Consider the following 13,308-nt stretch of genomic DNA (forward strand, 5'->3'; position numbering starts at 1 on the left):
TACTCCCTCCCAAAATTTTTTTAGTTTATTTTTCATATTGAAAATAGACGACTTTCATATCGGTAAAGAATTCGATGTTCGTGCTGCCGATGGAAAAGGCGCCGTAACCCGACTGCTTCGTACCGCCAAACGGCATGTGCGCCTGGCTGGCCGTTCCGTGATTCACGTGAACCATCCCGCTTTCCACCCGCTCGACGGCGCGATAAGCCTGGGACAGATCTTTCGTGAAAATCGAAGCCGCCAGCCCGTAAGCGACGTTATTGGCCACCCGCAATGCTTCCCCTTCATCTTCCACCGCAAGCAACGTTAAGACGGGGCCGAAGATTTCCTCCCGGGCGATGCTCATCTCCGGTTTCACTTGATCAAAGAACGTTGGGCTCAAATAGTATCCGTCCGCGTATTCTCCATGCGTCAGCATTTCGCCTCCATACAGAAGGCGCGCCCCTTCCTTTTGCCCAAGTTCAATATATTGCATAACAGAAGTCAGTTGTTCCTCACTGACCAACGGCCCCATCGTCGCCGAAGAATCCCATGCGGGTCCCACTTTAATTTTTCTCATCTCGCTTACGATCGCTTCCGTCAGTTCCTTTGCTTTGTCCTTCAGCACGATCACCCTGCTTATGGACGTGCAACGTTGTCCGCTACAAGTAAAGGCGGCGTTGACGATTTGTTTGGCCACTTCTTCGGCGTCATCGTAATCGAAAACAATCGCTGGATTTTTCCCGCCGAGTTCTAATTGGGTCTTGGCCAACCGTTTTGCTGCCAGCTCATGAATTGAAATACCCAAATTTGACGAACCGGTAAAGCTGATTCCGCGTACCAGCGGATGTTTGACAAGAGGGTCCCCGACCCTAGATCCGCTACCGATCACCAAGTTCACGACGCCTTGCGGTACTCCGGCTTCCGCGAGAAGTTCAATCAACCGCACGGATGTCCAAGGAGTTACGGAAGCCGGTTTAAAGACCACGGTACAACCATAAGCCAATGCCGGTGCGATCTTGCGCACGGGGGTCACGACGGGAAAATTCCAAGGTGCGATTGCGGCAACCACTCCGATCGGATAACGAACATATGCATTCCAAACGTCGGCACGCTCGCTAGGAAGCGTTTTCCCTTCGATACGAAACGCTTCTCCGGCGGCAAATCTCGCTTCTTTCGCCGCCCGTAACACCTCTCCACGTGATTCGGCGAGAACTTTTCCTTGTTCCGCTGATAACATGTACGCTATTTCCTCTGCATATTTTTCCAACAGATCGGCAAAACGCAACAAGATTGCCGCCCTGTCCGGGCCCGGTACTTTCGACCAAGCGGCGAAAGCTTTGTGCGCCGCGTTAACGGCCTGTTCCACGTCCTCCGCGGTCGAAGCGGGAAAATAACCGAGGACTTGCTCGCGTTTTCCCGGATTAAAAACCGGATACGTTTTTTTACTTGCGCTTTCTTGCCATCGTCCGTCGATGAAATTTCCGTACGTCTTTCCCACACTTTCCTGCAACCAATCTTTCATCACTTGATCCATGTCAATTTCCTCCTTTCTTCATGGCCGCGCGGCAGATGTTTTTCAAATCTTCCAGCGACGGTTTGCGCGGATTCACGGGCACGTTTCCGGATAGCATCGCTTCTTCCGCAATAAAATCGAGGTGTTCTTCCCTTACGCCATAATCCGCAAGCGTCTGTACGATGCCGATGTCGTTTTTCAATCGGCGGATCGCTGTCACGGAACGCTCCGCCGCTTCCCTTGAGGAAAGGGAGGCGACGTTCTCGCCGAATATCGCGGCGATTTCCGCAAACTTCTCTAGATTGCCGATTAAGTTGAACTGCATCACTTCCGGGAGCAAGATCGCGTTTACGGTTCCGTGCGGGATGCGGAAGTGAGCGCCCAAAGGCAAGGCCAGAGCGTGGGCGAGCCCGAGCCGGGTCGAGTTGAAAGCCAACGCCGCAATCAAGCTCGCGAGCAGCATATCATAGCGGGCTTGCAAGTTTTCCCCTTGCACGACGGCGAGGCGCAAGCTTTTGGCGATCATCTTCATCGCTTGCACGGCAAGCGCTTCCGAAATCGGCTGCGTCGCTTTATTGACGTATGACTCCAAGGCGTGGGTCAAGGCGTCCATCCCCGTCGCCGCCGTAACGTGCGGGGGGAGGGAAACCGTCAACTCCGGATCGCAAAGCGCCAGGCGCGGGCAATTAAAGGGGCTGCCTACGCTCACTTTTTCTTTTTTCTTTTTATCCGACAAGACGGACCAGATCGTGACCTCGCTGCCCGTTCCCGCAGTCGTCGGCACGGCGATGACGGGCGCGCCGGGCGCCGGCACTTTATTGATCCCGACGTAATCGCGAATATGGCCGGGGTTCTTCAGCATCAAGCCGATCGCTTTGGCCGTATCGAGGGAGCTGCCGCCGCCCACGCCCACGACCAGGTCACAGCCTTCTTCTTTCGCGAGCTGTGTCCCTTGTTCAATCGATTCGATCGCCGGATCCGATTCGATCTCGGAAAACAGGACGTGCGGGATGCTTGCCGAAACGAGCGTGTGCGCCACCCGCTCGGCGACTCCTGCAGCAACAACCCCAGGATCGGCTACCAACAGTACCTTTGTTCCTCCGAGAGATTTGACATGTTCCGGAAGTGTTTTAATCGCACCAATACCAAATTCGATCACTGTAGGGATTTCATAGCGAAACAAGCGATTTATTAGCATGTGCGTTCCTCCTTCACAGCTTTGTGATCCTCATTCTCTATAAGTGCATTTGCCAGATTAAGCCCATATTTTTCTCCGATTTCCGTCAATTCCTTAACCACTTTTTGCGGCAGCACGATCCCGTTTTGCTTGCGTGCGAGCGTCGTCCGGTGCTCCAATTCGCCGGGAATCAAAATTTCGTCCACGCCCGGCGCTTTCGGTTCGGCTTTGATTTCGCGAATATATTGGTCCAATCGCGATTTGAATGCGGAAAGCGGCATGAATTTATCGATATCGATGGCGATGAAGAAATGCCCGACATTTTGCGGCTGTTCCCAATTCTCATACATATTGTTCACATAGCGGCCGAAACCCGCTCCCGTCAGCACGCCGCACAGGATATCGATGAACATGGAGATCGCATACCCCTTGGCTCCTCCCACGGGAAGGACGGAACCTTCCAGGGCAGCCTGGGCATCCGTCGTCGGCCGGCCTTCTTTATCGATCGCCCAGCCGAGGGGAATGCTTTTTCCTTTTCGTGCGGCGACGATAATTTTCCCCCTCGCGACTACACTCGTTGCCATATCGAGCACAAACGGAACCTCCCGTTCGGTCGGAAAGCCGACCGCCAGCGGATTCGTGCCGATGAAGGGGCGAATGCCGCCCGTGGGAGGCATCGTCTGCGATGCATTCGACATCACGAGCAAGATCATGTCTTTTTCCAATGCCTTTAAGACGTAATAGGCGCCCGTGCCAAAATGGTTGGAATGTTTGACCCCTACCGCGGCGATTCCCGTTTTTTTCGCTTTGCGGAGCGCGATTTCTACGGCTTTCGTGCCGACGACGGCGCCAAAATTGTTATGGCCGTTCAACAAAACCGTCGCATCCGTTTCCGCATCGATCGTAATCTCGGCAGAAGGGTCGATCATTCCGGCCTCCACCCGTTTTAAATAGATCGCGGTACGCACCACACCGTGGGAATCGACACCGCGCAAATCGGCATGGATGAGGGAATCCGCCACAATTGCAGCATTTTCTCGAGGAACATTCGCTCTTATGAAAATTTCCTTACAAAATGCGTATAATTTTTCCCATTGGAATCTATTTGCTTCCGTCAATCCATTCACACCCCTTTTCTTGCAACAGCTTGTCCACCCAACTGCGATCAACCGTTCCCTCCTCAATCTGTTTGAGGATTTCCTGTTCTCGGCGCTTTTGCGCCTGTGCTTTTTCTAATATTTCTTCGGCATGCTGACAAGGCACAGCAACGAGCCCATCTTCGTCACCGACGAGGATATCCCCCGGTTTCACGAACATTCCGGCGACCACTATTGGTACATTGATCTCTCCAGGACCATCCTTATAAGGCCCACGGTGGGTAATCCCTCTCGCATAGACGGGAAAACAATCACTCGCAAACGCGGCGGAATCGCGAATCGCCCCGTCGATGACAAAGCCGGCAATCCCTTTTTTTTGCGCCAGACGTAGCATGATCTCGCCAACAATCGCGTTCGTCATATCTCCACCCGCATCAACCACAATGACATCGCCGGCCTGAGCCATATCGATTGCTTTATGTACCATTAAGTTATCTCCGGGACGGGTTTTGACTGTAAATGCAACACCGACAAGTTTTCCTTGTTTGTGAAATGGCCGCAACTGATATCCTGCTGAATAGATGCGATTCATGTTATCGCTAATGTGAGGCGTAACTATTTCTTGATATTTTTCAACGAGTTCTTTTTTAGGTCTGTATGGAATGGAATAAATACGAAATCCAATGTTTGACATCTTTCACTTCTCCTTTTTAGCTCCGCAAGATTGTCGGATGATAATATTCGGTGCAAGAACTTGAACTTTGGGACGCGGTTTTCTTTTCGCTTCGATCAATTTGATCAATCGTTGCGCCGCCAATTCCCCCATTTGGTAAGCCGGTTGTTGGATCGTTGTCAGCGGAGGATTCAAATGTTTCGACCAAACCGTTTCATCGTATCCGATTACTGCGATATCATCGGGAACACATAGTCCCGCCTCTTGAATCCCTTCCAACACTTCCAACGTCATGACGTTATTGGTGGAAAAAATCGCATCGGGACAAACTCCGTTTTTAATCCAATCGATGACAGCCTCTTTACAACTTCCTTTGTATTCAGGAACAATCTTGATCAGCTTCTCATCGATCGGCAAACCGTGTCCTGATAAGGCTTGCTTATACCCTTCCAATCGCTCTTGGCGGGGACTGACTCCTTCCAAAGGATATAAGAGGATTGCAATCTTTTTCCTACCGACGGAAAGCAAATGTTCGATGGCAAGCCGAGCCCCGTATATGTTATCCATGACAACCATATCGACCTTTAGATTATCGATACGTCGGTTGATAAGAACGAGAGGGTAATGACTTTTGATTAACGACTCAAACAAAGGTTTATTTTTCACAGTTGGGTTGACAATAATCCCATCGACTTGCCGAGTTTGCAATCCTTTGATATGTTCTTCTTCGAGAAACGCTTCCTCGTTAGAGTTACAGATGACGAGGTTATACCCTGCATTCCGGCAGGCATCTTCCACTCCCTCCAATACGCTGGACCAAAAGGGATTTCGCAAGTTCGACAAAATGATCCCTATCAAGTTAGTCCGGTTCTGTTTCAATCCCCTTGCTAATGCGTTGGGGCGATAATCCAACTCTTGAATGACAGCCAATACGCGCTGCTTTGTTTCCTCAGTGACGTGTTGATATTGACCGTTAAGAACACGAGAAACAGTCGCTTTGGAAACACCTGCTTTTTTTGCTACATCTCCAATGGTAATTTTCATAGTTTTAACCACTTACCTTCTGTTCATTTTTAAACAATCCCTATGCGCAATCTTAATTATGAACTACTTTGAAATCGATTTGCGAAAATGATTTAGGAAATCGGTTTCCGAAAACGTTTACTTAAAATCTAGCAAATGTCGCTAATAAAGTCAATACTAATTTTTTCTGTCTTTGTTTTTTCGTTCGTTAAGATATCGGTAGAATCAGTTACATGAAAAATTACTACCAGGAGCTGAAACACAATGAAAAAATTCAATGTACTTATTGTTGGCGGGGGGAGTACTTGGACGCCAGGTCTTTTAAAAGCAATTTGCTCGCGTCAAGATACTTTCCCGATCAACCGATTGGTCATGTATGATATCAATTACGAACGCCAAAAAATAATTGGCGAATTTGCGAAAGTGCTCTTTAAAGAAGAGTACCCTGACATTCATTTTAGCTATACAACAGATAAAGAGGAAGCATTCACGGAAGATATCGATTTTGTTTTTGTGCAAATGCGTACTGGCGGCTATGAAATGCGTGAAAAAGACGAAAAGATCCCGTTGAAACTAGGGGTTATCGGTCAGGAAACATGCGGGCCGGGCGGTTTTGCTTACGGTATGAGATCGATCCGCGATATGGTTCAATTGGTCAAGGATGTCAGAAGCAAAACGAAAGACGCATGGATTTTAAACTACACAAATCCTGCTGCTATCGTTGCGATTGCGTTACAGCAAATGTTTCCTGATGATAAAAGAATCCTCAATATTTGCGACCAGCCTGAAAACTTGCTTCGTTCGTACGGCCGTTTATTAAATATGAATGAACGTGATTTTGATCCTGTATACTTCGGATTAAATCACTTTGGCTGGTTTACTCATTTATATGATCCGCAAGGCAATGACAAATTGCCTGAGTTAAGGGAAATGATTTTGAAAAACGGCTTCCGTCCGGCTGACTACGAGCAAAGGGATAAATCATGGCTCGAAACGTATGCCATGGTACAGCAAATGGTGCGAGATTTTCCGGACTATTTGCCGAATACGTATTTACAGTATTATCTATATCCAGATAAAGTGCTGAAAAAATTGAATCCGGATTTTACGCGTGCAAATGAAGTACAAGCCGGAAGAGAGAAACGCGTATTTGAAGATTGTGTGCGCGTTGCTGAAACAGGAACTGCAAAAGATTCCAACGTAGTAGCAAATGATGCGCATGGCGAGTTTATCTTAATTGTTGCAGAATCCATTGCATACAACAAAGGCGACAATTTTATTGTCATTTTGAAAAATGATGGAATCATCAGCAATTTGCCGGATGATGCGATGGTTGAAGTGGCTGCAAGTATAACCTCAAACGGGCCTAGACCATACGCAGTTGGAGAAATTCCAACATTCTATAAAGGATTGATTGAAGGGCAATATGCGTATGAAAAACTTACTGTGGAAGCATATATGGAAGGCTCATACGCCAAAGCGCTGCAAGCTTTAACTTTAAATCGTACAGTGGTATCTGCAGCAAAAGCAAGAGAGGTATTGGATGCCTTAATCGAAGCCAATAAAGAATACTGGCCGGAATTGCGATAATAACTTGTCCGTGCAGGGAGCCGTTATGACTCCCTGCTTGAAAAATAGCTGGAATGTATCCGTTTTCTATATATTATCAAGGAGGGGAGCTATGAAATGAAGAAGGTATTTAACTTTGATTTCTTTCAGAGAATTGGCAAAACTTTTATGGTTATAATTTCTTTGCTTCCTGCAGCCGGTTTATTGCTGGGAATCGGTACAACGTTACAATCTCCGTATTTAATCGAATATTTGCCTTTTTTAGATTCAGGATTTTGGAAAACGATTTCTGATTTAATGAAGGGTGCAGGAAAAGCGATATTTGGAAACTTAGGTGTTTTGTTCGCTATCGGTATAGCGGGGAGCTGGACCGGTGGAAAAGCTGCAGCCTCCTTATCAGCACTTGTTGGTTATTTAGTTATGCATACCGTTATCGGGATTGTCCTTGGAATCACTCCGGAAAACGTATCGGAGCCAGGGCGTGTACTTGAGTTAGGGATCCCGACACTTCAAATCGGTGTTTTTGGCGGTATCATCATCGGGTTTGTAGCAGCAGTTCTTTATGAAAAATATCATGATTTCAAAATGCCGGAAATGCTGTCCTTTTTCGGCGGTTCACGATTTGTTCCTATTATAACAGCAGGTTATTCAATCATTATTGCACTGATTTTGGCCTTTGTTTGGCCGCATGTACAAGACGGCATTTATGCACTTGGAGCTGCCTTATCTGGAGAAAATACGCCGCCGCTTTACATGTTCATTTATGGACTAGTAGAACGTGCCCTTATTCCGTTTGGATTGCATCATATTTTCTATATTCCAATTCGTTTTTCGGAAGTTGGCGGAACGTATACAACACTTGCTGGATCTGTCGTTTCCGGGGATACGGCAATGTATATGGCTCAGCTTGCGGATAAACAAGTAAATGATGCCGTTGAAATAACAGCAGGAAGATTTATGGCAGGGAAATTCCCGTTCGTCCTGTTTGGTCTGCCAGCGGTAGCGTTAGCAATGTATCACATGGCAAAACCGAAAAACAAAAAAGCTGTAGCAGGCTTATTATTGACTGCTGCGGGAACAGCATTTTTTACAGGAATTACAGAGCCGCTTGAATTCACGTTCTTGTTCGTAGCGCCATTATTATACGTTTTCCACACATTAATGGCAGGGCTGTCATTTATGCTGATGTATGTTTTAGATGTGAATGTTGGATATGCCGGCGGATCCGGAATCATTGATTTTATCTTATTTGGTATATTACCTGGTGTTGGAGAGCCATGGTGGTATGTCATTATCGTTGGTCTGGCAATGGCTGTTGTTTACTACGTTGTATTCAGATGGGCTATTAAAAAGTGGGATCTTCTTACACCAGGACGCGGAGATGAAGATTCGAACAGACTTTATACTAGAAAAGATTACGAAGAAAAAACAAATAGAAAAAGTGATGAATCTGTTGTCAATCAAAAAGCGTATGAAGTATTAGCAGCACTTGGCGGAAAAGAAAATATCAATAATCTTGATGCATGTATTACACGGTTAAGAGTAGGTGTAAAAAACAAAGGCGCTGTTAATAAAGAAAAACTGAAAGCTCTTGGTGCTTCAGGCGTATTGGAGGTAGGAAATGGAGTTCAAGCAATATTTGGACCTACTTCAGACACGTTAAAAAATCAAATTTTAGATATCATGAATCAGGAAACAAACGAATATAAAGAAGAATCAACTATTAGTTTTGTAGCGCCATTATCAGGAAAGGTTGTTGCATTGGAAGAAGTGCCTGATGAAGTTTTCTCTCAAAAAATGATGGGCGACGGTATTGCTGTTCAACCAACAAGCGGAGATGTCTATTCTCCGGTTGACGGTGAAATCGTCGATGTATTCCCAACCAAGCATGCCATTACACTTCGTTCAGATGAAGGAGCAGAGCTGTTGATTCATTTGGGACTAGAAACAGTGAACTTAAAAGGAGAAGGCTTTGAAATAAAAGTTTCACCTAAAGACAAAATTAAAAAAGGAGATCTTATCGCACAATTCGCCATCGATCAAATTGGTCAAAAAGGGTACAACACCATTACTCCTATTATTTTACTGAACGGAGATCAGTTTAAAATCGACCATAGTAGTTATCCATCCAACGTAGTTGGAGGAAAAGACGTATTAATCAAGGCTCAGAAAGGATAAGATCGATCATCCATGGGATATCAGTACGATACTGTACCGAATTGCTTCCGAGTTCATAAAGAATAGTATCGATTATCCATGAATTCGCAAGGAACCCAAGTCCATAAAGCTTAGATCAATCATCATTCAAAAGGCTATCGAGTGCATTCAATAGCCTTTTTTGCATAGTGATTGAAAAACGTGAAAAGGCACAGTACATCTGCTGCTGTGGCGTCATAGGCTTCGGAAATTGCAACTGCAAAGAGCCGACAGCTAAATTGTAGTACGCCGCTTTGACGGGCAAGAATTTCAGAAAGAATCATTAAAGAGAGAAAAAAAGATTTTAAATTGGACGAGTAACAAAGCGGAAGGGTACAGGATCCATCAGGTTGCGGTACTTTCTCTTTTGTAGTATAGGCAATTGCGGAACTATTAATGAATGCCGATTCGGCTTCTACTGTATTCATTTGAAGTTTCAACCGGATCATATATAGATAAAAAATTTGCGACAGCCTTCTTGGAGTTTTCATTTACATTTCAATACCCTTTTAGATACTTACGAAACTCTCTAGTTTATGAATAGCATTTACTCGCAACAATCCCCATAAAGTCCCATTCAACTGTATTTCACTTCATTTTTGTAAAGAAAACCACTTTTCAAAAGGAAATTGGATTAATTTGTGGAAGTAAGCTGTTGGCAATTAAATTGTTAGAAGAGTCCGTTTCGTGGAATTTGTAATAGGAGGAAGTTTTAGTTAATGTCCATACTTCCAGAGGAAAGAAAAAATGCCATACTTCAAGAATTAGATCGAACCGGAAAAGTAAAGGTCATTGATTTTGCCGAGCAATTTCAAGTTTCTCAAGAAACAATCCGCCGGGATTTAATGATTTTAGAAGAAAAAGGACTATTAAAGCGAGTATATGGCGGGGCAGTAAAAAAATCTTATCAAGGAACAGAGCCTCCATTTGTACAGAGAAAAATAGTGAACCAAGAAGCGAAAATAAAAATTGGAAAAGCAGCGGCCATGCTTATTTCAGATGGCGACACAATTGTGATCGATGTTGGAACAACCGCATTAGAATTGGCAAGATCTATTGAAAATAAAAAAGAAATAACAATCTTAACAAATTCTTTGCCAGTTTCCTCAGTTTTAACTGATCTATTAAACCAAAAAATGTTTTCTGGAGAAGTATTGTTATTAGGCGGCCAACTAAATCCAAAGCAGCAGTCAGTAGGCGGAAGATTAACTGAAAAAATGTTAAGTCAATTTCATATTGATAAGGCCTTCATTTCAGCAGGAGGAGTTTCTATAGATGGCGGCGTAAGTGACTATGATTTGACAGAAACGTCTGTCTCTCAAGAAATGATACATGTGTCAAAAGAAATTATTTTACTTGTTGATCATTCAAAAATTGGTGTCGATGCTTTTTGTAAAATTTGTCCTCTTGAAAAAGTAGATGTGATTGTTTGTGATCAACCTATCCCAAAAGGGTGGAAAAATCATAAAAAAACAAATGGTATTAACTGGATTACTGCAGACTAATAAATCTGAAAGGATTTTATGATGAAAGTAGACTACCACGTTCATTTAGAAGAAGGACCATATTCATTAAATTGGTGGAATCGAACTGTTCGAGCGATTGAACAGTTTTGGAAAATCCCATATGATCCTCATTCTAAAGAATGGCTTATGGGAACAGCGAGAATTATGAATTATCGAATGGAACAAGGGGCATTTTCTTCATTTTGGCTAGATTTTTATTTAAAACAAGCAAAAAAAATCGGGTTAAAGGAAGTGGGAATAGTTGATCATCTATATCGATTTAAAGAAATGAAATCCTTTTATAAGAAATATATTTATTTAGAAAATGATCGACTTGGCACATTGCAAAATAATTGGTTGGATATAGTTTCATGTGTCTCAATCGAGCAGTTTGCCAAGTTGATAGAAAATGAAAAGCGAAAATGGGAAGCAGAGGGCGTTCGATTAAAGTTTGGGATTGAAGCAGATTTCTTTCCTGGGTGTGAAGAGGACCTTGTAGAGATATTATCTCAATATCAGTGGGATTATGTAATAGGTTCTGTTCATTTTTATAAAGGATGGGGATTTGATAACCCAGATACTAAAGAGTATTTTCACCATTTTGATTTAAATGTTCTTTATGAGGAACATTTTAAAGTTATTGAACAAGCCATTTCTTCAAAACTGTTTGATATTGTAGGGCACCTTGATAATTTAAAAGTATATGGATTTCGGCCAAATGAAGAAGATCTGAAAGGCTATTACCACCGTATTGCACAAAGCTTAAAAGAAAATGATACGGCAACTGAAATCAATACAGGACTTGCTTACCGCTATCCGATTAATGAGATGTGTCCAAGTCCTGAATTTTTAAAAATTTTATCTCAATATGAAGTACCTATAACTATGTCTTCTGATGCTCATTTTCCAGATGATGTAGGCAATTTATTAGATGAAGCGAGAGAATTGTTAAAATCAATCGGCATTAAGAAAATAGCAACATTTGAGAAAAGGAAAAGAATTGAAATTGATTTAGACAAGTAGTACGGGAAAACTTATGATATTATAAACTGTTTTCAACTATGTACGAAAGAGATGGAAACTTGCAATTATAACGGAACCTCTTAAAAATTGTCGTCGACCTCCAATCGTGCAAAAATCCCGGGGGATCGACGACAATTTCTTTTTTAGAGTAACGATGCAAAATCTGCAGAAAATAAACGAAAAACAAAGAATTGATAAAAATTCCTGTTTACGTTAAAATGAAAATAACAAAATTTCCAGTATTATCAAAACTTTGTCATATCAACAACTTTTGGGGTTTTTATTTTAACTATGAGGAATTGAAACTCGTATGTCGTGCCATAGAACGCTATATACTGTGCAAGTTTTTATTTTAACTATGAGGAATTGAAACTCGGCTGGCTCGCGCGTACAGGCGAGTTTGTGAGCGGTTTTTATTTTAACTATGAGGAATTGAAACTACCGTTCTGCCTTGGCTTGCGCTTGCCGTAATTGACGTTTTTATTTTAACTATGAGGAATTGAAACCGATAATATCGGATGACGGACAAGGAAATTCAGTGACGTTTTTATTTTAACTATGAGGAATTGAAACCCTACTTGCTTTCCGTCTTTCAAGATCCGTAAGTAGGTTTTTATTTTAACTATGAGGAATTGAAACCCGTAACGCCAAGCGTAAATACCGCCAAACAGGATGGTTTTTATCTTAACTATGAGGAATTAAAACTGTATCAGACCGCAAGAAAAGCTGAAGCAACTCTCCGTTTTTTATCTTATCCATAAGATTTGAAACAATAATCTCGATATCACACGATAAAAGAGTAAGAAAAGCTCATAGACAAATAGATGGAAAGTTTTTTTGTACAGTAAATAATCCACCTGCAGGAGGGCTTCCTGGTAATACGTATGGTTGTAGGTACGTTACGATACCCAGCATTTGATGATGAAGAATTAAGCGAAAAAGTTGAATGTAAACCGTTTAATAGCATTGTTGAAGTGAAAGAATTTTTCCAAATCAGTTTATTAGGGCGAAGAAGAAATATTTTTGGATAAAGAAGCGACTTTTAAAATAAAGCAGATTATAGTGATCACAATTTTTTATGTGAGATGGTCAAGAAAATGAAAGAGGATAGTAAAGAACCTGTTGTTATTAATAAAAATAAACTTGTTGATGATCAAAAAGAAAAACAAAATGAAGATACAAGATCTGATCGTTTTTCATGGAAGATAGATGATGTTGAATTCCATTAATTTTTCAAAAATTGGCGCTCCTTTTAGGAGTGCTTTTTATTTTACCTGAGAGAGGATGTAATGTGTATAAGAGAAAAACGCATACAAGATTACGACGAAGACACAAGGGTATCTGACTATTACGGCGCCGATTATTCGTCCTGGCGTACTCCCTTATATATGATCGGATAAAACGGTTCTGATGGAAGCCGAGTTTGCAGGAGGAAATCTTTTCAGACAAAACAATTCAGGTAAAGCCGGTTACTGATGGCGGCCATCCGAATGAACCAGTCACATTGCAAAATTTCAACCGGCATGCAAAAGGGATTTCACTACGGATGA

The 13,308-nt window shown here is 43.0% G+C and carries 12 protein-coding genes and 1 CRISPR repeat array; of the genes, 6 read left to right on the top strand and 6 right to left on the bottom strand.

What is annotated here, in order from left to right; translation table 11 throughout:
• Positions 1 to 25 precede the first annotated feature (25 nt).
• From NSR00_RS15810 to NSR00_RS15830, 5 genes are read right to left on the bottom strand one after another with little or no spacing between them, the layout of a single operon-like run.
• Positions 26 to 1,516, bottom strand: coding sequence for an aldehyde dehydrogenase family protein (locus NSR00_RS15810; RefSeq protein WP_340789747.1), 1,491 nt, complete (start codon positions 1,514 to 1,516; stop codon positions 26 to 28).
• A gap of 1 nt (position 1,517) precedes the next feature.
• Positions 1,518 to 2,693, bottom strand: coding sequence for an iron-containing alcohol dehydrogenase (locus NSR00_RS15815; protein WP_340789749.1), 1,176 nt, complete (start codon positions 2,691 to 2,693; stop codon positions 1,518 to 1,520).
• Positions 2,687 to 3,790 (bottom strand): Ldh family oxidoreductase, encoded by a 1,104-nt coding sequence (locus tag NSR00_RS15820; RefSeq protein WP_340789751.1) that lies wholly within the window; start codon positions 3,788 to 3,790, stop codon positions 2,687 to 2,689. The genes NSR00_RS15815 and NSR00_RS15820 overlap by 7 nt, the downstream gene beginning before the upstream one ends.
• Complete coding sequence (locus NSR00_RS15825) at positions 3,774 to 4,463, bottom strand: RraA family protein (protein WP_340789753.1); 690 nt, start codon at positions 4,461 to 4,463, stop codon at positions 3,774 to 3,776. The genes NSR00_RS15820 and NSR00_RS15825 overlap by 17 nt, the downstream gene beginning before the upstream one ends.
• Before the next feature lie 3 nt (positions 4,464 to 4,466).
• Positions 4,467 to 5,486, bottom strand: a complete 1,020-nt coding sequence (locus tag NSR00_RS15830; protein ID WP_340789755.1) for a LacI family DNA-binding transcriptional regulator — start codon at positions 5,484 to 5,486, stop codon at positions 4,467 to 4,469.
• A gap of 243 nt (positions 5,487 to 5,729) precedes the next feature.
• Here NSR00_RS15830 and NSR00_RS15835 point away from each other — a divergent pair, with 243 nt between their 5' ends.
• Both NSR00_RS15835 and ptsG read left to right on the top strand, forming a co-directional pair.
• Positions 5,730 to 7,055, top strand: a complete 1,326-nt coding sequence (locus tag NSR00_RS15835) for a 6-phospho-alpha-glucosidase (RefSeq protein ID WP_144597310.1) — start codon at positions 5,730 to 5,732, stop codon at positions 7,053 to 7,055.
• 96 nt (positions 7,056 to 7,151) lie between these two features.
• Positions 7,152 to 9,212 (top strand): glucose-specific PTS transporter subunit IIBC, encoded by a 2,061-nt coding sequence (ptsG, locus tag NSR00_RS15840; protein ID WP_340789757.1) that lies wholly within the window; start codon positions 7,152 to 7,154, stop codon positions 9,210 to 9,212.
• Positions 9,213 to 9,346: 134 nt separating this feature from the next.
• Here the strand turns inward: ptsG and NSR00_RS15845 are convergent, their stop codons facing one another.
• Positions 9,347 to 9,658 (bottom strand): hypothetical protein, encoded by a 312-nt coding sequence (locus NSR00_RS15845; RefSeq protein ID WP_340789758.1) that lies wholly within the window; start codon positions 9,656 to 9,658, stop codon positions 9,347 to 9,349.
• A gap of 291 nt (positions 9,659 to 9,949) precedes the next feature.
• On the opposite strand from NSR00_RS15845, the gene NSR00_RS15850 reads away from it, so the two are divergent.
• The 4 genes from NSR00_RS15850 (at position 9,950) to NSR00_RS15865 (ending at position 12,987) form a co-directional block, all read left to right on the top strand.
• A complete protein-coding gene (locus NSR00_RS15850) occupies positions 9,950 to 10,735 on the top strand; it encodes a DeoR/GlpR family DNA-binding transcription regulator (RefSeq protein WP_339194451.1) in 786 nt (261 codons plus the stop codon).
• A 21-nt stretch (positions 10,736 to 10,756) separates the two neighbouring features.
• Entirely contained in the window at positions 10,757 to 11,758 is a 1,002-nt protein-coding gene (locus NSR00_RS15855; protein WP_340789759.1) for a histidinol phosphate phosphatase domain-containing protein, read from the top strand.
• A gap of 276 nt (positions 11,759 to 12,034) precedes the next feature.
• A CRISPR array of direct repeats spans positions 12,035 to 12,463; the repeat unit is 30 nt; unit sequence GTTTTTATTTTAACTATGAGGAATTGAAAC.
• 179 nt (positions 12,464 to 12,642) lie between these two features.
• Complete coding sequence (locus tag NSR00_RS15860; protein WP_339211047.1) at positions 12,643 to 12,789, top strand: hypothetical protein; 147 nt, start codon at positions 12,643 to 12,645, stop codon at positions 12,787 to 12,789.
• Between the two features lie 66 nt (positions 12,790 to 12,855).
• Positions 12,856 to 12,987: a hypothetical protein gene (locus tag NSR00_RS15865; protein WP_340789760.1), complete on the top strand. Its 132-nt coding sequence runs from the start codon at positions 12,856 to 12,858 to the stop codon at positions 12,985 to 12,987.
• Positions 12,988 to 13,308: the final 321 nt, after the last annotated feature.

Source organism: Aeribacillus sp. FSL K6-8394, assembly GCF_038008865.1.
Classification (GTDB): domain Bacteria; phylum Bacillota; class Bacilli; order Bacillales; family Aeribacillaceae; genus Aeribacillus; species Aeribacillus composti.